The sequence below is a fragment of the Streptomyces sp. NPDC026515 genome (assembly GCF_055567595.1).
In genome coordinates this window covers 354873-373432 of record NZ_JBVHQD010000002.1, presented here as the reverse complement: position 1 = coordinate 373432, position 18560 = coordinate 354873, and the positions used below count along the sequence as shown (strand labels likewise).

Annotated in this window: 16 protein-coding genes; 7 read left to right on the top strand and 9 right to left on the bottom strand. The window is 72.5% G+C overall.

Annotated elements, in window-relative coordinates; genetic code table 11:
• Nucleotide 1: 1 nt before the first annotated feature.
• The 4 genes from ACZ4O3_RS05155 to ACZ4O3_RS05140 form a co-directional block, all read right to left on the bottom strand.
• Complete coding sequence (locus tag ACZ4O3_RS05155; RefSeq protein ID WP_467721202.1) at nt 2–3382, bottom strand: SAV_2336 N-terminal domain-related protein; 3381 nt, start codon at nt 3380–3382, stop codon at nt 2–4.
• A gap of 7 nt (nt 3383–3389) precedes the next feature.
• Nucleotides 3390–4421 (bottom strand): AAA family ATPase, encoded by a 1032-nt coding sequence (locus ACZ4O3_RS05150; RefSeq protein ID WP_384991483.1) that lies wholly within the window; start codon nt 4419–4421, stop codon nt 3390–3392.
• 112 nt (nt 4422–4533) lie between these two features.
• Entirely contained in the window at nt 4534–6750 is a 2217-nt protein-coding gene (locus ACZ4O3_RS05145) for a VMAP-C domain-containing protein (protein WP_467721201.1), read from the bottom strand.
• The gene (locus ACZ4O3_RS05140; RefSeq protein WP_362729983.1) at nt 6747–7205 is read right to left on the bottom strand and encodes a CU044_2847 family protein; all 459 of its coding nucleotides are present in this window, start codon (nt 7203–7205) and stop codon (nt 6747–6749) included. The genes ACZ4O3_RS05145 and ACZ4O3_RS05140 overlap by 4 nt, the downstream gene beginning before the upstream one ends.
• 225 nt (nt 7206–7430) lie before the next feature.
• Here ACZ4O3_RS05140 and ACZ4O3_RS05135 point away from each other — a divergent pair, with 225 nt between their 5' ends.
• Nucleotides 7431–7610, top strand: a complete 180-nt coding sequence (locus ACZ4O3_RS05135) for a DUF6104 family protein (RefSeq protein WP_152776632.1) — start codon at nt 7431–7433, stop codon at nt 7608–7610.
• Nucleotides 7611–7752: 142 nt separating this feature from the next.
• On the opposite strand, the gene ACZ4O3_RS05130 is transcribed toward ACZ4O3_RS05135, so the two are convergent.
• Nucleotides 7753–8550, bottom strand: coding sequence for a hypothetical protein (locus ACZ4O3_RS05130; protein ID WP_467721200.1), 798 nt, complete (start codon nt 8548–8550; stop codon nt 7753–7755).
• 212 nt (nt 8551–8762) lie between these two features.
• On the opposite strand from ACZ4O3_RS05130, the gene ACZ4O3_RS05125 reads away from it, so the two are divergent.
• Complete coding sequence (locus tag ACZ4O3_RS05125) at nt 8763–9671, top strand: DUF4097 family beta strand repeat-containing protein (protein ID WP_362720225.1); 909 nt, start codon at nt 8763–8765, stop codon at nt 9669–9671.
• A 1-nt stretch (nt 9672) separates the two neighbouring features.
• A complete protein-coding gene (locus ACZ4O3_RS05120; protein ID WP_467721199.1) occupies nt 9673–10740 on the top strand; it encodes a PadR family transcriptional regulator in 1068 nt (355 codons plus the stop codon).
• 95 nt (nt 10741–10835) lie between these two features.
• Here the strand turns inward: ACZ4O3_RS05120 and ACZ4O3_RS05115 are convergent, their stop codons facing one another.
• Together ACZ4O3_RS05115 and ACZ4O3_RS05110 are read right to left on the bottom strand one after the other, a co-directional pair.
• Complete coding sequence (locus tag ACZ4O3_RS05115) at nt 10836–11801, bottom strand: zinc-binding dehydrogenase (protein WP_362720223.1); 966 nt, start codon at nt 11799–11801, stop codon at nt 10836–10838.
• Between the two features lie 166 nt (nt 11802–11967).
• The gene (locus ACZ4O3_RS05110) at nt 11968–13200 is read right to left on the bottom strand and encodes an NAD(P)-dependent malic enzyme (RefSeq protein WP_362720220.1); all 1233 of its coding nucleotides are present in this window, start codon (nt 13198–13200) and stop codon (nt 11968–11970) included.
• 583 nt (nt 13201–13783) lie between these two features.
• Between ACZ4O3_RS05110 and ACZ4O3_RS05105 the strand changes: the two genes are divergently transcribed.
• Genes ACZ4O3_RS05105 through ACZ4O3_RS05095 form a run of 3 tightly spaced genes read left to right on the top strand, consistent with a single transcriptional unit; the run spans nt 13784 to nt 16497 of the window.
• Nucleotides 13784–14740, top strand: a complete 957-nt coding sequence (locus ACZ4O3_RS05105; protein ID WP_362720217.1) for an ABC transporter substrate-binding protein — start codon at nt 13784–13786, stop codon at nt 14738–14740.
• Between the two features lie 30 nt (nt 14741–14770).
• Nucleotides 14771–15700, top strand: a complete 930-nt coding sequence (locus tag ACZ4O3_RS05100; RefSeq protein ID WP_362720214.1) for an amino acid ABC transporter permease — start codon at nt 14771–14773, stop codon at nt 15698–15700.
• On the top strand, nt 15697–16497 hold the full coding sequence (locus ACZ4O3_RS05095) for an amino acid ABC transporter ATP-binding protein (protein ID WP_362720212.1): 801 nt from the start codon (nt 15697–15699) through the stop codon (nt 16495–16497). Before ACZ4O3_RS05100 ends, ACZ4O3_RS05095 begins: the two co-directional genes overlap by 4 nt.
• A gap of 63 nt (nt 16498–16560) precedes the next feature.
• On the opposite strand, the gene ACZ4O3_RS05090 is transcribed toward ACZ4O3_RS05095, so the two are convergent.
• Complete coding sequence (locus tag ACZ4O3_RS05090; RefSeq protein WP_362720210.1) at nt 16561–17331, bottom strand: class I SAM-dependent methyltransferase; 771 nt, start codon at nt 17329–17331, stop codon at nt 16561–16563.
• Nucleotides 17332–17431: 100 nt separating this feature from the next.
• Here ACZ4O3_RS05090 and ACZ4O3_RS05085 point away from each other — a divergent pair, with 100 nt between their 5' ends.
• Nucleotides 17432–18079 carry a CGNR zinc finger domain-containing protein gene (locus tag ACZ4O3_RS05085; RefSeq protein WP_384991459.1) on the top strand — a complete coding sequence of 216 codons (648 nt, stop codon included), beginning with the start codon at nt 17432–17434 and terminating at the stop codon, nt 18077–18079.
• On the opposite strand, the gene sodX is transcribed toward ACZ4O3_RS05085, so the two are convergent.
• The gene (gene sodX, locus ACZ4O3_RS05080) at nt 17965–18417 is read right to left on the bottom strand and encodes a nickel-type superoxide dismutase maturation protease (protein WP_384991524.1); all 453 of its coding nucleotides are present in this window, start codon (nt 18415–18417) and stop codon (nt 17965–17967) included. The genes ACZ4O3_RS05085 and sodX overlap by 115 nt on opposite strands.
• Between the last annotated feature and the right edge of the window lie 143 nt (nt 18418–18560).

The following is an 18560-nucleotide window of genomic DNA, read 5'->3' as shown; positions in this document are numbered from 1 at the left end:
CTCACTCCAACGCGGCGAGCCGCTCCGCCGAGTCGCCGGCGGTCGGCTCCCCCGGGACCAGCGTGCCCTCCGGCAGCTTCGACCACTCCGCCCGGGCGGCCCGGTAGGCCTCGCGCGCGGCCCGTGGACGGGCGGCCGCCTCATAGGACATACCCCGCCAGTGGTGGGCCTGCGCGCCCAGCACCACGGCTTCCTGACGGCGGCGTTCGGTGCGGGCCCCGCCCTCCGCCTCCCGGGCGGACTCGGCGGCGAGACGGAACGCGTCCATCGCCTCGTCGAGCCGGGTCGGACGGCCCAGGCTGCGAAAGGCCTCGTACTGGGCCTGGCCCAGCTCCAGGCGGCAGCGGGCGGCCAGCATCGGGGCCCCCGCCTCGTCCGCCTCGTCCGCCGCGAGCCCGAAGAGGTACTCGGCCTCCCGGAGATCGACGCGGTCGCCGCGCAGCCGGTACCGCAGGATCAGGGCCCGGCCGAGCAGCAGCAGCCGCAGTCCCAGCTCCCGGTTCCCCGTGGAGGTCTCCCGGCGGCAGTCCCGCAGCACCCGGATCGCCTGCGACAGCGGCGCCCACGCGCGGTCGCCGGTCTCCGAGTCGGCCCGGCGCAGCAGCGCCTCGCCCCACTCGGCGAGGATCTGGGAGTACTCGGGATCGTCCCGGGGCAACTCGGCCGCCGCGCTCGCGAACGCGGTGGCCGCCTCCTGGAGTTCGCGCGGGTCACCGGTCTCGGTGTACCGGGCGACCCTGACACGCCCCGCCCGCAGGTGCAGGGCGGCCCGCCGGCCGCGCCTGCGGGTGACCGCCAGGGCCTCGTCGATCAGGTCCTGGGCCTCGTCCAGAGGGGCACCCGCGCGCAGCAGGGCGTCCACCAGGTCGAGCCGTACCCCGACCCGGTCCGGGGCCTCGGGAGCGGTCTCCAGGGCGTCGCGCAACGAGCGGGAGGCCTGTTCCGCGTAGCCCCGGGCCTGCTCCGGGTCGGTCGTCGCGTCCGACAGGCGCAGCAGGATCCGGCCGTGGGCGCGCGGCAGTTCGGGCGGCCGGTGCCGACGGTCCGGCCAGGCGTCGGCGAACGCCTCCAGCATGCCGACGGCGCTCTGCAGCAGCGCGCTGTCGCCGCCCAGGCTCCACTGCGCCTCCAGCGCGCCGACCCGCTCCAGCGTCAGCCGCAGCGCCTCCGGCTGTTCGAGGTCGGGGGCGCCGCAGGCCACGGCGTACTCCCGGTCGGCGCGGCGCAGCAGGTCGAGGGCGCCGGTCCGGTCACCGTGCCGCCTGCGGTCGCCGGCGGCGGCCCGCAGCACCCCGGCCAGGACTGCCCGTTCACGCCGGGCGTGCGGGTGGGCCACGGCCCGCTCCGCCGCCTCCTCGGCCTCGCGCAGCAGATCGGCGCCGCCCTGCACCTCCCACAGGCGCAGCGTGCAGTGGGCGTACTGCGCCCACAGCTCCGGGTCCGCCCCCACCGGCTCCTCGTGCTCGGTGGCGCCGCGCAGCAGCTGCACGGCGTCGATCAGGTCCTGCACCATGCCCTCGGCGTCGAACCGGGCGAGCAGGGCACGGGCCCGGTCCACCGCCTGGTGGGTGCGGTGTTCACCCGGTCGTACGGCGGTGTCGCGACTGCCGTAGAGGCGGAACTGTTCGGGCAGCGGCATGAAGCGCTCCAGTACGCGGGCCGCCACCTCGGCGAAAGGCTGCGGGACCAGGGTCGCGTCTGCGTTGTCGCCGTTGTCGCCGTTGCGCGCCGGGTAGCCGGTGCCCGGCGGGGTGTACGGCCGTCCGGAACCGCCGTCACCGAGCTGGGCGAGGGCGAGGGCCGGGAAGTTGGGGCCGCCCTTGCCGAAGCGCTGCTCGATGTACTCGGAGCAGTGCTTGAGGACGAGCAGTGCCTCGTCCCGGCCGAGCGCGGAGAGCAGCCCCTCCTGGACCTCGGGGTCCATCTCGTACCACTGGGTGCCGTCCGCGTGCTGATCGGCGTGGCCCTCGCGGGCCCGGGTGACCAGGCCGCCGAGCAGCACCTCGGCGAGTTCGGAGGGGCCGGAGTCGGGCAGCATGGTCCGCTGGACCAGCTGCATCACGGGCAGACAGAGCGGGGCGGCGGCCAGGTAGACGGCGAGCCGGCCGGCGCTCGGAGAGGCGACCGACTGGAACCTGCTGACCCGCTCGACCGGCGACGGCACCCGCCCCGCCCGTACGGGCGGCGCGGGCGACTGGTCCGCGCGCACCCATCCCACCGCGCCCGCCACCGGTCCGGCGCCGGCCCCGGACAGCAGCCTCGCCCACGCCCCGAGCGCCACCGGCTCGGGCGGCAGCACCGGCACCGGCACGGCACCCCGTGGGCCACTGGCCACGGCACCGGCCGGGGTGCGCACCCGCAGCGCGGTGGCGCCGCCCAGCGTCTCGCCGCGGCTCAGCTCGCCGTAGGTGACGGGCAGCCGGGTCCGGCTCCACATCCGCTGCGGCAACGGCTGCAGCACGGCGGCCGGCGCCTGCCGGGACAGGTGGTGCAGCAGCCGGTGCGCGCGACCGCTGTGCCACAGCGGTCCGGCGCAGTCGCTGATCAGGACGGTGATCCGGCGCCCGGTCGGGTCGCTGAGGCGGTCGGCGGTGTGCAGCGGGGCCGCGTGCACGTCCGCACTGCGACTGACCGCCGGCTCGCCGTCGGGGCCGGCGTGCAGATGGCTGATCTGGATGTCCCCGAAGGCACCCAACTGGCCGAACACCTGGACCAGTTCGGTGAACATCCGGTCCCAGACCCGCATCGACGGAGAGGCCTCGAGAACCAGTTGCAGCCGGGCGTCGCCCCGGGTCACCGCGCGGTACACGGGCAGGATCAGGCCGCCCGCACGTGCGCTGTGCTCGGCGGTCCGCGTCTCGTCCAGTTCGGTGCGCAACGGCGGTGCGGCGCTCCGGTAGGCCTGCAACGGCCGTAAAGCGCGCTGGAGTTCGAGTGGCGCGGGCAGCGCGGGGGCCGCGGGCACGCCGACCGGCAGTCCGGTGACCCGGCCGGTCCGCCCACCGTGCCCGCCGCCGTGCTGCTGCGGCACGGGGTACAGGGAGGCCCGGCGATCGGCTCCGCCCGGCCCGGGGGCTACCGGTGCCGGCCGCGCCGTCCGGCCCCCGGCGTCCGCGGACGGGGTGTCGCCCGTCGGGCCCTTCGGCGGTACGGCGGTTCCCCTCCGCGGGCCGCCCGCGGGTCCGGGAACCGCCTGCGCCGGTGCCTCGCCGGCGGGCCGCGTCCACCGGGCCAGCCAGAGGGCGTCGCTGAGCCCCTCGGTGTCCGGGTCGAGCCCGACCTCCCGCAGCCTGCGGACGAGTTCGGCCAGCGGGTCGCCGTCGGCGCCGGGCAGGTCCGGGCCGGGTGGAAGGGGGCCGTGTCGGGGCGCTGCGTCCGGCATCAGCGGCTCACCTCGGGCGGTCGAGCCGCTGGATGAGCAGGTCGGCGAGCCGGTCGCGGCTGGGCGGGGCCGCCGCGTCGGTGAGGTAGATGGCGTTCAGCAGCTGGTCGGCGGCGAGAAGTTCGCTGCGGGAGCGCTCCAGGAAGCGGCCGATCAGGTCGTCTCCCGCGCGGGCCGCCTCGTCGCCGAGGTGGGCGCGGACGAACGTGGCGAGCCGGTTGTGGTCCGGGCGGTCCAGCCGGAGATGGATGCAGCGGCGCATCAGCGGGGCCGGGAAGTCCCGTTCGCCGTTGCTGGTGAGGACCACGAACGGGAAGGCCCGGCAGCGCACCCGGCCGTCGCGGATCCGGACCTTGACGCCGTCGGCGGTGAGCACCTCGGCCTCGCCGTTGGGCAGCCGGTCGGCGATGCGCTGGAGTTCGGGGATCTCGAACTCCCCCTCCTCCAGCACGTTCAGCAGGTCGTTGGGCAGATCGATGTCGCTCTTGTCGAGCTCGTCGATCAGCAGCACTCGCGGCGTGTCGGAAGGCAGCAGGGCCGTGCCGAGCGGCCCGAGGCGGACATAACTGCCGATCGCCTCCACGGCACCCGGGGTGCCGCCGGCCGCGCCGTACCCGCCCTGCGCGGCGATCTGGACATCCTGGAGCCGGGCGATGGCGTCGTAGTGGTAGAGGCCGTCCTGGAGCGTGGAGCGGCTCACGATGGACCAGCGCAGCACGTCGCCCAGGCCGAGTTCGTAGGCCACCGAGTGCGCCAGGGTGCTCTTGCCCGCCCCGGGACTGCCGGTGACCAGGAGCGGCCGGCGCAGGTACAGCGCCGCGTTGATCATCTCCAGCTCCTCGGCGCCGGGCCGGTGCAGCTCGGCCAGATGCCGGTTGGCGCCGAGCCTTCGGTCCCGGGAGCCGTCACCGCCGTCGCCGCCGCCCTCGGCGCTCCGGCCGGAGAAGTCCCGCCAAGGAGGCGGCGGGGGCAGCCTGTTCATGCCGTCGTGGGGTTCGCCGGCGCCTCGGTAGATGAGCCACTCACTGGATTCGGTCATGTCCGGTCCTCGTCGTCACTCGTCCGTCCGGTCCCCACGGCAGCCATCGAACGTGCCTCACGTTATCGACCTTCACCAGGCCCCGTAAGGGCCTCACACAGGGCGCGCGAGTTCACGGCGCCTGAAGCAGGTCACCCGTACCGGGCAGGGGTTGATGCGGATCGTCGTACAGGAGAGCGATGCCCTTGGCCCAGAACGCCTCCGTGAGCCCCTCGCGCACCTGTTTGCGCAGCGTGTGTACGGACTCGGGCAGCTCCCAGGCTCCGTCCACGCCGTAGACGGTCATCCGGGTGCCTCGATGGAACTCCCCGCACACGGAGTCGCTCTGCCGGCTCCAGCGACGCCACAGCACCACCCCGTACCCGGCCCTGACGATCCGGCCGAGTGCGGTGGCGTCGTCCGGGTAGCGCCGGTCGCCCTGCCGGCACAGCACCGGGACGGTCCCGGGCGCGAGCTCGCGCAGCGCGGCCACGTCCGACACCGGCCGGCGCACCGCGTCGTCGCAGTCCAGAATGTCGGCCCTGGCCCGGGTCTCGGCCCGCTCGCGCCCGGCGTGCACCCGCTGCCAGCGGTCACGACGGGCAGCCTCCTCCTCGTCGTCGGGCGGCCCGTCGCCGCAGGATCCGTCGCCGGGCAGGTCACCGCCGTACCAGCCGTCCTCCTCCGGCAGCTGGTCGCGGTCCTTGCAGCGGACCACGACCGGCCGTTCGACGCCCAGCGGGTCGGCACCGGGGCGCAGCCGCCACTCGTCCACCGGAAGGTCGAGCAGCAGATGCGGCAGGGCGGCGTGCAGCGGCACCGGCCGGCCGGGCCCGTCACAGCGGCGGAAGGCCTCGGCGAGCGGCTCGGCGACCCGGGCGGCGAGGTCGGCCAGCGGGGCACCCTGCCCGTCGTCCAGCCGGGTCGCCTCGCCGTCGCCCCGCACCACCGCGACCGACCAGTCGCAGTGACCGCGGTTCCAGGCCAGATGCTCCACCTCTAGCAGGACGGTTTGGGCGCGCGCGGCGCCCTGCGGATGCTCCCGCCCGTGCTCCCCCGCCGCTCCCGCCACCCGGTGCTCGCCCCGGTCGCGCCCGTTGCGCTCGCGCAGCCGGTCACCGAGGTGCTGGGCGCGCCTTCGGGCCAGCTCGCTGCGGTACTCGCTGTCCAGCCGGGTCGCGGCCTGCTTGACCCACTCCCACAGGGCCTGCTCGGCGTCCAGCACGAAGGGCGTGACCGGGCGCTCCGCGGTCATGACCCGCATCGCGTACTCGGCGACCAGCCGGAGCGCGCCGTCGTTGCGCACGTTCTCGTACAGCGCGCCGAGGCCGTCCCGCCAGCCGCGCGGCGCGGGCGACAGGTTCGGCAGCCGGAAGTTCGGCAGCGAGTGCAGGATGTCGAGCAGGCCGCGGGTGCTCTCCGGCGGCGGCAGATCGGCGAGCCGGCCGAGCAGCTCCACCCGCTCGTTGGGACTCAGCGTGCGGCCCGGGCGGGTCCCGAGGTCGGCCTGGAGGTCGGTCCAGGTGGGGCGCCCGGAGTCGGTGGGCTGCTGGCGGTCGCGGTGGTAGCGGTCGTGCGCATGGCAGACCGCCTGGTAGAGGTCGTGCTGGTACGGGTCGTGGTGGCGCAGCCCGTGCCGGTACAGGTCGTGCCGCCGGTCGCCCGGCGCCGTGGGCAGGGTGCGCAGCCGCTCGATCCCGATCGACGTCCCCCCCGTTCCGCCCGCCGCGCGTGACTTGAGGACGCCGACGACCTCGCCGCGCACCGGGTCGATCACCGGTCCGCCGGAGACGCCGGGCGGCAGGTCGTTCTCCCCGACGCGCATCTGGACGCCCGACGACCAGCCGCCGATGGTGCCGTGCACGGTGAGGAAGCCGTCGAGGATCTCCGGCCGGCCCTGGAAGGAGGTCCAGCCGGCGTAGAAGACGCGGCCCGCGGCGTAGTGCGGCATCGGCCGCTCGGAGACGTAGACGCAGTCGTGGTCCACCGGCTCGCGCAACCGGACGAGCGCCAGGTCCGGGGCGGGCCAGCTGCTGGGGACGGGGCGGTCCACGTGCTCGGGGAGGGTCGCGGCGACCTTGCCGGGTACCGCGCAGGGCTCCTCGAAAGGACCGGGCTGATAGACCACCGTGACCTCGCCCCCTTCCCCGCCGTCGATCACATGGGCGCAGGTCAGCACCCAGTTAGGTGCGATGAAGAAGCCACTGCCGAGGAACTCCCCGGACTCCTCGGGGGCATACCCGACACCTGTGCGATGGATGCGTACGGTGGCCGCCATCACGAGGTCACGCAGCGCATGGTGGGCCGGATCCCAGCCGCCGGATGCGCCCCCGTCGTGCCCTTCCGTCATTCCGCGCCCCCGGCCCCGGCCCGGCGGGCGCCCCCGTGCACCGGGGCGCCGCCGGATGCGCCCGCTGGAGTGCCCGCGGAGTCCGCGTGACCGGCTTCCGGGTCGGGCGGGCCGCCCCCGTGCCAGGTCAGGGTCACGGTGACGGCCGCCTTCGCCTCCCCGTCCGCGAGCAGCCCGACCACCTTGCCGGCCTTCGCGGTCAGCTCGATACCGAACTCGACGCTCACCTCATCGGGCCGTACCGCCCGCAACGGCTCGGCGAGCGACCGCGCGACTCCGCCGACCAGCGAGTTCAGGCTCTCGACGGTCGCTTCCACGCGCTCGGTGAGACCGGTGTCCGTGTACGACAACTCCCCTGTCGGCACGGCCAGTTCCTCGGCGCCCGAGATCCGTGCCCACACCGGTGTGCCGTCCGGCAGCCGCACCCGCGCTATCCGCGTAGCGTCCCGCTCCATTCCGCTCCCCCGTTCCCCCGAGCCCCGTGTGCTCCCTACGCCGTACCGTTCGTGGTTTCCCGCTCTTCCCGCACGGGAACACATCGCCGATTCAATCCACGGGGAAAGAGTCCTTCCCTGCGGAGCCGAGCCCTACCCGTCACCGACGGCACACCTTTGCGGTCGGCCTAGGCTGGGAGGCGCCCATCACCGGGCGTCCACACTTTGCACGCAGGAGAGCGACCCATGTACTTCACCGACCGAGGCATCGAGGAACTGGAGAAGCGGCGCGGCGAGGAAGAGATCACCTTCGAGTGGCTCGCGGAACAGCTCCGCACCTTCGTCGACCTGAACCCCGACTTCGAGGTCCCGGTGGAGCGCCTGGCCACCTGGCTGGCCCGGCTGGACGACGAGGACGAGGAGTAGGTCCGCGGCGGGGGCGCGCGCCCGGCCGGAGGCGCGGGGAACTGCGCGGCGGACCCCGCGCGCCTGTCCCGGTCGGTCCCGGTCGGTCGCGTCCGTTCCCGGTCAGCCCCCGCCGCGCGCGGTCAGTCCCGGTCAGTCCCGGTCAGTCCCGCGGAAACATCGTCTCGTACGACAGCTCCAGCACCCCGTGCACCGTCAGCACCGCCCCCGCCACGGCCCACCCCGCGCTGCGCCGCCTCACCCCCCAGGCGGCGACCGGCACCCCGACGGCCAGCTCGGCCACGGCCAGCCGATGCGCCGGCGCCGTCCCTCCCCGCGCCCCGCCGTCGCCCCCGGTGTCCTCGACATGCCTCACGTCGGCCCCGGCGCCGGCCGCCTCCCGGAGACGTCCGGGCGGCTCGCCCGGCGCCAGCCCGTCCCGCAGGTGCACCCCCGCGCGCGTGAGGACCTCGATCAGCCCGCGCAGGCGCGCACACGCGTCGGCCCCCGGCTCCGGCACGGTCAGCCGGTCCAGCGCCTCCACGTCGGCAACCGGGTCGAGGCCCAGCCGGGCGGCGAGGGCGCGCAACTCCTCGTCCTCGCCCGCGGGCGTGCCGTCGGCGAGCCATACGTATCCGACCGGGCGCCGGAAGCCGGACGCGAGGGTGCAGCCGGCCCGGTCGGCATCCCACCACAGCGCCAGGACCGGCCACCCGGAGCCCACGGCGAGCGTGGTGGCCCAGCCGGTCAGGACCCGGTCGACGGGCTCGCACCCGCGCAGCCACGGCGCGTCCTCGGGGACGAGGACGCTCCAGTCGCCGGCCGGGGTCAGCAGCATCCGTTCCCGCAGGAGAGGGGCGAGCGGCGCGACGGAGCCCGGATCGGTCCGGCACAGCAGCAGGGCACCCGGCGCGGGGGTGTGCGCGAACCGGGACACGGCCGGGGATTCATCGGTCGGCATGGACACACGGTAGGCAATGTGCCCGCTTGTCGCCTGATATGAGGCGTTTACGGCCGGACGAAGGTCAATTGCGCGCCCGGCTCGTCACCCAGAAGAGCGCCTTGACTTCCACCGGCCACGATATATCGTGTTTATGGAAGACGCGATATGGCGCGAGCCGTGCATGCGCGTCCGCATCCAGCCGCCATGCCCGGCCGAGGGAGGTCCGCACCATGTCCGAGTGGTCCGTCGCTGAGCCCAGGAAGCTCACCTTCGACACCCCCGTGAGCGATCTGCACGTGCGCATCGTCAACGGAACAGTCAACGTCGTGGGCACGGACGAGGGTTCCGCCCGCCTGGAAGTCTCCGAGATCGAAGGGCCGCCCCTGATCGTCACGCACCGGGACGGCACCCTCACGGTGGCCTACGACGACCTGCCGTGGAAGGGCTTCCTCAAGTGGCTCGACCGCAAAGGCTGGCGACGCAGCGCGGTCGTCTCGCTCGCCGTCCCGGCGGACACCCGCGTGGAGGTGGGCGTGGTGGGCGCCGCCGCCGTCGTCTCCGGGATCAGCGGCACGTCCGTGGTCAAGGGCGTCACCGGTGACACCACCCTGGTCGGTCTCGCCGGCGAGGTCCGGGCGGACACCGTCTCCGGGAACCTGGAGGCCCAGGCCGTCACCGGTGACCTGCGGTTCAACTCCGTCTCCGGAGACCTGACCGTCGTCGAGGGCTCGGGCTCCGCCGTGCGCGCCGACTCGGTCAGCGGCTCCATGATCATCGACCTGGACCCGGACGGTCCGACGGACGTCCGGCTGACCAGCGTCTCCGGTGAGATCGCCATCCGGCTGCCGCATCCGGCCGACGCCGAGGTCGAGGCCAACACCGCCAGCGGCACGATCTCCAACGCCTTCGACGGACTGCGGGTGCACGGCCAGTGGGGCGCCCACAAGATCACCGGCCGCCTCGGCGCGGGCAACGGCAAGCTCCGCGCCACCACGGTCTCCGGCTCCATCGCCCTGCTGCGCCGCCCGCCCAAGGAGGACGACGAGAAGACGGCCTGGGAGTCCGGCCCGGACCCCGAACCCGGGCCCGAAGGGTCCGCACCCCCGGCAGACGGTACGACCGACAAGAAGGTGCTCTGACATGCCTCCCGTCTTCGCCCACGGCCGCCTGCGTCTCTACCTGCTCAAGCTCCTGGACGAGGCTCCGCGCCACGGCTACGAGGTGATCCGGCTGCTCGAAGAACGCTTCCAGGGCCTGTACGCCCCGTCGGCAGGCACCGTCTACCCCCGCCTCGCCAAGCTGGAGGCCGAGGGCCTGGTCACACACACCACTGAGGGCGGCCGCAAGGTGTACGCCATCACCGACGCCGGCCGCGCCGAACTGGCGGACCGCAGCGGCGAGTTGGCGGACCTGGAGCTGGAGATCCGCGAGTCGGTGGCCGAACTGGCCGCCGAGATAAGGGCCGACGTCCGAGGCGCGGCAGGCGATCTGCGCCGCGAGGTCCGGGCGGCCGCCTCCGAGGCCCGGCGCGGCAGCGGGACGGGAGCCGGGGCCGGGGAGTTCGGCGACCTCGGCGACAAGGAGTCCTGGCGGGCCGCCAAGGAGGAGATGCGGCGCGTCAAGCAGGAGTGGAAGGAGCAGGCCCGCCGTGCCAAGGACGAGAGCCGCCGGGCGCGTGACGAGGCCCAGCGGGCGCGCCGGCAGGCCCAGGAGGCCCAGGCCCGGGCGCGTGCGCAGGCCCAGGAGGAGATGCAGCGCATCGCCCACCGGGTGCAGGAGCAGGTCCAGGACCACTTCGCGCGCGGTGACTGGCCGACGGGGGTTCGCGAGGGCCTCACCGAACTCGCCAAGGAGTTGGGCGAGTTCGGAAAGGACTACGGCAAGGGGTTCGGCAAGGAGTTCGGCTTCGGGGGCCGTACCGAGCCGCAGCCCGGACCGGGCCCGGACCTCCGCAAGCCGGCACCCGAGTACACCGAGACCCCGGAGGACTTCCCGGCGCAGTACGTCCCCGAGTGGGCGCACGGCGACGGGACCGGCACCGGCGATCCGGCGCGCGACCTCGACCGGCTCCTGGACCGCTTCCGCGACGACATCCGCGACGCGGCCCGCGACCACGGAGTCACCGCGGAGCAGCTCGACGACACCCGCCGCCACCTGTCGACGGCCGCGGCCCGCATCGGAACGCTGCTGCGCGGCCCGAAGCCCTGAGAAGCGCCGGGGAGGGAGCCGGGGAGCGTCGCCGTCCCTCTCCCCTGCCACCCGTCTCTCGGCTCCCTCTCCCTGCGTCCCGGCTCAGGAGCGGGTCAGGAGTTGGTCAGGACGATCTTCCCGAACTGGTCGCCGGACTCCAGCCGCTGGAAGCCCTCGCGGGCGCGGTCGAGCGGGAGCAGTTCGTCGATGACGGGGCGTACGCCGGTGGCGGCGCAGAAGGCGAGCAGGTCCTCCAGCTCGTCCTTGGTCCCCATGGTCGAGCCCACGACCTTCAGTTCCAGGAAGAAGATCCTGGTCAGCTCGGCGTGCGAGGGCCGGTCGCCGCTGGTCGCGCCGGAGATGACGATGGTGCCGCCGGGCCGCAGCGACTTCACCGAGTGGGACCAGGTGGCGGCGCCGACGGTCTCGATCACGGCGTCCACGCGCTGCGGCAGCCGGGCGCCCGGTTCCACCGCCTCGACGGCGCCCAGTTCCAGGGCCCGCTTGCGCTTCGCCTCGTCCCGGCTGGTGGCGAAGATCCGCAGCCCCGCGGCCTTGCCGAGCACGATGGCGGCGGTGGCGACCCCGCCGCCCGCGCCCTGCACGAGGACCGAGTCACCGGGACGGACGCCCGCGTTGGTGAACAGCATCCGGTACGCCGTCAGCCAGGCGGTGGGCAGGCAGGCGGCCTCCGCGAAGGACAGCTCCCTGGGCTTGGGCAGGATGTTCCAGGTGGGTACGGCGACCCGCTCGGCGAAGGTGCCCTGGTAGCGCTCGGTGAGGATGGAGCGGGGTTCGTCCGGCCCGACCCCGTGGCCGCTCTGCCCGATCACGGAGTGCAGGACGACCTCGTTGCCGTCCGCGTCGACACCGGCGGCGTCACAGCCGAGGATCATCGGCAGCCGGTCCTCCGGGAGGCCGACGCCGCGCAGGGACCAGAGGTCGTGATGGTTGAGGGAGGCGGCGCGGACGTCGACGGTACTCCAGCCGGGGCGGGCCTCGGGGGCGGGACGATCCCCCAACTCGAGGCCGGAGAGCGGCTGGTCGCGGTCGATTCGGGCGGCGTAGACGGCGAACATAGCGCCGACGATAGGTTCCCGGGGCCGGGGGCGAAACCGGGGGCCGCTGTGACACATCCCCTCTTGCGCGGCTGCGGGGCGGCGGTCACCTCGTGAACACCCGAACGGAGGGGTGGCCGGAAGAAAAATGGCCCCGCCCTCCCGGGCGGGGCCATTCGGGGCAACGTCAGCGCCGGGCAACGCCTTCGGCGCGTGCGGCCGCGGCCACCGCCGCGGTCACCGCCGGGGCGACCCGCTCGTCGAACGGCGACGGGATGACGTAGTCCGCCGCGAGATCGTCACCGACGACCGACGCCAGCGCCTCCGCCGCGGCGATCTTCATCCCCTCGGTGATCCGGGAGGCCCGCACCTGGAGCGCGCCCGCGAAGATGCCGGGGAACGCCAGCACGTTGTTGATCTGGTTCGGGAAGTCCGACCGCCCGGTGGCGACGACCGCCGCGTACTTGTGGGCGACGTCGGGGTGCACCTCCGGGTTCGGGTTGGCCATGGCGAACACGAACGCGCCTTCGGCCATGGAGGCGACGGCCTCCTCGGGGACCGTACCGCCGGAGACGCCGATGAAGACGTCGGCGCCGGCCAGCGCGTCCTCCAGGGTGCCCTTGAGCCCGGCCTTGTTGGTGAACCCGGCGACCTCGCGCTTGACGGCGGTGAGGTCCTCACGGTCCGCCGAGATGATGCCCCTGCGGTCGGTCAGGGCGACGTCCCCGATGCCGGCCTCGACCAGCATCTTGGCGATGGCGACCCCGGCCGCGCCGGCGCCGGAGATCACCGCCCGCAGCTGGCCGATCTCCCGGCGGCTGAGCCGTGCCGCGTTCCGCAGCGCCGCCAGCGTCACGACGGCCGTACCGTGCTGGTCGTCGTGGAAGACCGGGATGTCCAGCCGCTCCTGGAGCCTGCGCTCGACCTCGAAGCACCGCGGTGCCGAGATGTCCTCCAGGTTGACCCCGCCGAAGGAGGGGGCGAGCCGGACGACGGTCTCCACGATCTCGTCGACGTCGGTGCAGGCGAGGGCGATCGGGACCGCGTCCACGCCGCCGAACTGCTTGAAGAGGATCGCTTTGCCCTCCATCACGGGGAGGGAGGCCTCGGGGCCGATGTCCCCGAGTCCGAGCACGGCCGTACCGTCGGTGACGACGGCCACGACGGACGACTTCCATGTGTAGTCGTTGACCAGCTCGGGCTGTTCCGCGATCGCGGTGCACACGCGCGCGACTCCGGGCGTGTACGCGAGGGAAAGGTCGTCCTTGTCGCGGATCGGCACGGTGGCCTGCACGGCCATCTTGCCGCCGCGGTGGAGCGCGAACGCCGGATCGAAGGAGTCGAGGGGCTCGGCCCCGCCGTCCTGGTCCGAACTGCCCGGCGTGCTGTCGCTGCGAGGATTGACGATCTCCGCTGCCACTTGTCTTACCCCTTAGGTATGCATGGTTGAGGGTCGGCCACTTCCGGTGAGGAAGTGGACGGGCACCGCGCAGGACCCGATGACTGATACGTACGAGTGGCACGTACGGGCACCTGCACGACGGGCGCGCCGCACACGCGCCCTGGAGCCCCGGATGAGGGGTGTAAAGAACCTTCTTACCGGACGGACCGCGCCCGCGACGAGTCGAATAGGCGCAAGGTCACATCACGGATGTCGTAGGCAACCGACAGATGAGCGGTGCGAGTGACCGGCAGACGGCCCGGGGTACGGCCGGGGATGAACCGGCGGTGAACCGAAGATCTTCCGGCCGGAAGGCCGGATTCCCGCAGATGTGCGGGGCGGCGGGTCGGGGGAGGCCCGGCCCGACGTGTCACGGGGGTCACCCGTTATCCGATTTTGACATGGTGACACGCCTGAATGGGGCAATCCCAATGGCAGGATGCCGTAAACCCACGAGGTCGCGACACCCGATGGTGTGTGTTTCCGTCGACCCATCGGCATATCGACATATCAGGCACATCGGTATATCGGCTTGTTCAACCCACCGCCGGAGGAACCCACCATGACCGCTAGCTCCACCCGTCGTACCAGTGTCGCGCGCTCCAGGACCGCAGCGTTCGGTGCGATCGCGGTCGCAGGCGCCCTGATCCTCACCGGCTGCGGTGACCAGACCGACAAGGGGAGCGACACCGGCTCCTCCTCGTCCTCGGCCCCGCTGGCGAGCAAGCTGCCGGACAGCATCCGCAAGGCCGGTGTGATCAAGGTGGGCTCGGACATCGCCTACCCGCCGGTCGAGTACATGGAGGGCGGCAAGGCCGTCGGCGTCGACCCCGACATCGCGGACGCGCTGGGCAAGCAGCTCGGCGTGAAGTTCGACTTCCAGAACGGCAAGTTCGCCCAGCTGATCGTGGGCCTGCAGTCCAAGCGGTTCGACATGGTGATGTCGGCGATGAACGACACCAAGGACCGCCAGAACGGCATCGACTCCGACACCGGCAAGAAGGTCGGCAACGGCGTCGACTTCGTCGACTACTTCACCGCCGGCACCTCGATCCTCGTCCAGAAGGGCAACCCGAAGGGCATCAAGTCCCTGGACGACCTGTGCGGCAAGGTCGTCGCCCTGCAGCAGGGCACCACGTCCGAGGGCATCGCCAAGGCGCAGAGCACGAAGTGTACGAAGGACGGCAAGAAGGCCATCACCCTGCAGACCTTCGACACCGACCCCGAGGCGCTGCTCCGCCTGAAGCAGGGCGCGTCCGTCGCCGACCTGAACGACTTCCCGGTCGCGGCCTACAACGCCAAGACCTCGGGCGGCGGCAAGGACTTCGAGGTCGTCGGCGACCAGATCGAGGCCGGCCCCTACGGCATCGCCGTCACCAAGGAGAACACCCAGCTGCGGGACGCCCTCCAGGCCGCCCTCGACGCGATCGTCAAGAACGGCGAGTACGGGAAGATCCTGGCGAAGTGGAACGTCACGCAGGGCGGGGTCACCGAGTCGAAGATCAACGGCGGCTCCTGAGCACCCGGGCAAGACTGAAGGGCTGTCACTGTGACTGACACGGTCGACAAGACTCCGGCGCCGTCGGTGCCGCCGGAGCAGATCAAGGCCATCCCGGTGCGCCACTACGGCCGTTGGGTGGCCGGCGCCGCCGTCATCGCCGTCCTGGTGCTGATCGGTATCGCCTTCTCCAACGCGAACATCAACTACGGCATCATCCCGGACTACCTCACGGACGGCACGATCCTGTCCGGTGTCTGGCACACGCTGTACATCTCGGTGCTCGCGATGGTCCTGGGTCTGGTCCTCGGCATCGTCCTCGCGGTGATGCGGATGTCCACGAACCCGGTCACCAGCACCGTGGGCTGGCTGTACGTCTGGTTCTTCCGCGGTACTCCGGTGCTGGTGCAGCTGCTGCTCTGGTACAACCTGTCCCTCGTGTTCCCCATCCTCAACCTGGGGTTCTACAAGGACGAGATGAACCAGGTCATGACGCCGTTCCTGGCGGCGCTGCTGGGTCTGGGTCTGAACGAGGCCGCCTACATGTCGGAGATCGTCCGGGCCGGCATCCAGTCGGTGGACGAGGGCCAGACCGAGGCCTCGCACGCGCTCGGCATGACCAGCGGCCAGACGCTGCGCCGGGTGATCCTGCCGCAGGCGATGCGCGTGATCGTGCCGCCGACCGGCAACGAGTTCATCAACATGCTCAAGACCTCGTCGCTGGCGTACGCGGTGCAGTTCAACGAACTGATCAAGCGCGCCCAGGACATCTCCAGCACCTCGCTGGCGATCGTGGAGATGTACTTCGTCGCGTCGATCTGGTACCTGATCCTCACCAGCGTCTTCAGCGTCGGCCAGTACTACCTGGAGCGCCGCTACGCCCGCGGTTCGACGCGCAACCTGCCGCCGACGCCGTTCCAGCGTCTGCGGAAGAACCTCCGACTGTTCGGTTCCTTCCGCCGCCCGGAGGTGGCCCGATGACCGGTCTCGCCAAGGACATCACCCCGCCGAGCAGCGGCGCGCCGATGGTCAAGGCCGAGGGCGTGCACAAGTCCTTCGGTCTCGCGCACATCCTCAAGGGCATCGACCTGGAGGTGCTGCCGCGCGAGGTGTTCTGCCTGATCGGTCCGTCCGGTTCCGGCAAGTCCACGTTCCTCAGGTGCATCAACCACCTCGAGAAGATCAGTGCCGGCCGGCTCTACGTCGACGGCCACCTGGTCGGCTACCGCCAGCAGGGCGACAGGCTCTACGAGCTGAAGGAGAAGGAGGTCGCGGCGCAGCGACGGGACATCGGCATGGTGTTCCAGCGCTTCAACCTCTTCCCGCACATGACGGCGCTGGAGAACGTCATGGAGGCGCCGGTCCAGGTCAAGCGCGAGTCCCGGGCGGTGGCCCGGGAGCGCGCGGAGCGGCTCCTGGACCGGGTGGGCCTCGGCGACCGCAAGGGCCACTACCCGGCGCAGCTCTCCGGCGGCCAGCAGCAGCGCGTGGCGATCGCCCGCGCGCTGGCCATGCAGCCGAAGCTGATGCTCTTCGACGAGCCGACCTCGGCGCTCGACCCGGAGCTGGTCGGCGAGGTCCTGGACGTGATGCGGGACCTGGCCGAGGACGGCATGACGATGATCGTCGTCACCCATGAGATGGGCTTCGCCCGCGAGGTCGGCGACAGCCTGGTCTTCATGGACGACGGTGTGGTGGTCGAGTCCGGCCACCCGCGCGACGTCCTGACCAACCCGCAGCACGACCGGACGAAGTCGTTCCTGTCGAAGGTGCTGTAGGGACCCGCGCCCGCGACCACCGAAGGGGCGGTACGAGGCTCTCGTACCGCCCCTTCGCGCTGTCTACCGAACGGCCAGCAGCAGGGTGTCCGAAGGCGAGCACCACACCGCCCGGGCCTCCCCGAAGCCCTTCTCCCGCAGCACCCGCGCGTGCCAGGCCGCCGGGGGCATGTCGCCGTCCGCGTGCTCGCCGTAGATCTCGAACCGGCGGGCCGTCGGCGCGGCCAGTGCCGGGTCCCGCGCGGCCAGCTGCCACCACTCGGCCCAGTCGAGCGCCCCCGCCTCCTTGGCCTGATCCATCCGCAGATGCCGCTGCGCCCGTTCGGCCGCGTTGATCCGGGGCGTGCTGTCGTCGATCATGTGGTCCGCGTTCATGAAGACACCGCCGTCGCGGACGAGTTCCGCGACCTGACCGTAGAGGGCCGCGAGGGGTTCGCTGTGCAGCCAGTGCAGGGCCGTGGCGGTCAGGACGGCGTCGTAGGAGTCGTACGGCAGTTTCGTGCGCCAGTCGGGGTCCTTGAGGTCGGCGGTGACGAACACGGCCCGCTCGTCGCCCGCGAAGGTGCCCTCGGCGATGGCGAGGAGGGCCGGGTCGAGGTCGACGCCGACGCTCACCGCCGCCGGGAAGCGGCTCAGCAGCCGGGCGGTGATGCTGCCGGTGCCGCACGCGAGGTCGAGGACCCGCGGGGCCGTACCGACGAGCGCCTCGACCATGTCGAGCATGATCCGGAAGCGTTCCTCCCGGTCGGGCATGTACCACTCCTGCTGCCGGTCCCAGCTCTCCTGCCAGGCCCGCCAGTCGGTCCCGGTCGTGGTCGTCTGCGCATCCGTCATGGCAACCCTCCGCCGCACAAGTCCCGTAATACCCTGGAAGCACGACCGGCTGTTACCCGACCGCACCACTGACCGTAGAACACCCCCGTAAGGACTACAAGTGGAACTGGCCTATTACTCGGATTACGCCGTCCGACTCGTGAACAGCGAGGAACCGGCCCGGGGCAAGGACTCCCTGACCTCGGTCGAGGCCGTCCGCGACCTCTTCGGGGTCAACGCGTCGGCGGCCCGCCGCACCACCGACGCCGATGTCACCCGCTTCCGCTCGGTACGGGCCCGGCTGCGCGCGGTCTTCGAGGCCGCCGACCAGGGCGACGAGACCCTGGCGGTCGACCTGCTGAACTCCCTGCTGCTCGAATTCCCGGTCTCCCCGCAGATCTCCGGCCACGACCACCGGGACGAGGACGACCGCCCGCTGTGGCACATGCACCTGGCCGACCACCCCTCCAACGCCACCGCGGGCTATGCGGCGATCGCGGCGATGGGCCTGGCCTTCCATCTCACCGAGTACGGCGTCGACCGGCTCGGCCTGTGCGAGGCGGCGCCGTGCCGCAACGCCTACCTCGACACCTCCACCAACCGCTCCCGGCGCTACTGCTCGGACCGCTGCGCGACCCGCGCCAACGTGGCCGCCTACCGGGCCCGCAAACGCCTGGAGGCGGACCGGCCGGGCCGGCCCGAACGCTCGGCGAGCACCGGGCGGGCCGCCGAGAGCGCCCAGCGCGCCAGTGCCAGCGGCGAACGCTGACCGGCCCTGAGCGGCCGCCAGCGGAACAGGGCACGGCCGAGGATCAGCTCCTCGGGCACGGTCCCGTAGTCGGTGCTGTCCCCGCCCGCGTACGCGTTGTCCCCGAGCACCCACCAGCCGCCCTCGCGCAGCTCCACGGCCCGCTTGACGACCAGCAGGTCCTGCTGGAAGGGGTGGCGCAGGACGACGACGTCACCGGCCCTCACCCGGGCCCCGTACCGCACCAGGAGCTGATCCCCCTGGTACAGCGTGGGCACCATCGAGGGGCCGGTCACCTCGGCCAGCCCGAAGGGCGCGGCGCCCCTCCCCCGCTCGGTCTCCTGCGACAGCTCCGGCATCGCCGGCACCTCCCCGGTCCGTTCCTCCACCAGTGTCAGTCTGACCCTGGACTTTTGTCCTAAGCCCATGGGGGCACTCGCGAATTCAGGCTTCCCAGGGAGTAATGTCCCACCTGAGAAGACGATCACGAGGAAGGAATGCT

Coding starts and splice junctions, on each gene's coding strand:
- ACZ4O3_RS05155 (WP_467721202.1), bottom strand. CDS start 3,382: ATGCCGGACGCAGCGCCCCGACACGGCCCCCTTCCACCCGGCCCGGAC.
- ACZ4O3_RS05150 (WP_384991483.1), bottom strand. CDS start 4,421: ATGACCGAATCCAGTGAGTGGCTCATCTACCGAGGCGCCGGCGAACCC.
- ACZ4O3_RS05145 (WP_467721201.1), bottom strand. CDS start 6,750: ATGACGGAAGGGCACGACGGGGGCGCATCCGGCGGCTGGGATCCGGCC.
- ACZ4O3_RS05140 (WP_362729983.1), bottom strand. CDS start 7,205: ATGGAGCGGGACGCTACGCGGATAGCGCGGGTGCGGCTGCCGGACGGC.
- ACZ4O3_RS05135 (WP_152776632.1), top strand. CDS start 7,431: ATGTACTTCACCGACCGAGGCATCGAGGAACTGGAGAAGCGGCGCGGC.
- ACZ4O3_RS05130 (WP_467721200.1), bottom strand. CDS start 8,550: ATGCCGACCGATGAATCCCCGGCCGTGTCCCGGTTCGCGCACACCCCC.
- ACZ4O3_RS05125 (WP_362720225.1), top strand. CDS start 8,763: ATGTCCGAGTGGTCCGTCGCTGAGCCCAGGAAGCTCACCTTCGACACC.
- ACZ4O3_RS05120 (WP_467721199.1), top strand. CDS start 9,673: ATGCCTCCCGTCTTCGCCCACGGCCGCCTGCGTCTCTACCTGCTCAAG.
- ACZ4O3_RS05115 (WP_362720223.1), bottom strand. CDS start 11,801: ATGTTCGCCGTCTACGCCGCCCGAATCGACCGCGACCAGCCGCTCTCC.
- ACZ4O3_RS05105 (WP_362720217.1), top strand. CDS start 13,784: ATGACCGCTAGCTCCACCCGTCGTACCAGTGTCGCGCGCTCCAGGACC.
- ACZ4O3_RS05095 (WP_362720212.1), top strand. CDS start 15,697: ATGACCGGTCTCGCCAAGGACATCACCCCGCCGAGCAGCGGCGCGCCG.
- ACZ4O3_RS05090 (WP_362720210.1), bottom strand. CDS start 17,331: ATGACGGATGCGCAGACGACCACGACCGGGACCGACTGGCGGGCCTGG.
- sodX (WP_384991524.1), bottom strand. CDS start 18,417: ATGCCGGAGCTGTCGCAGGAGACCGAGCGGGGGAGGGGCGCCGCGCCC.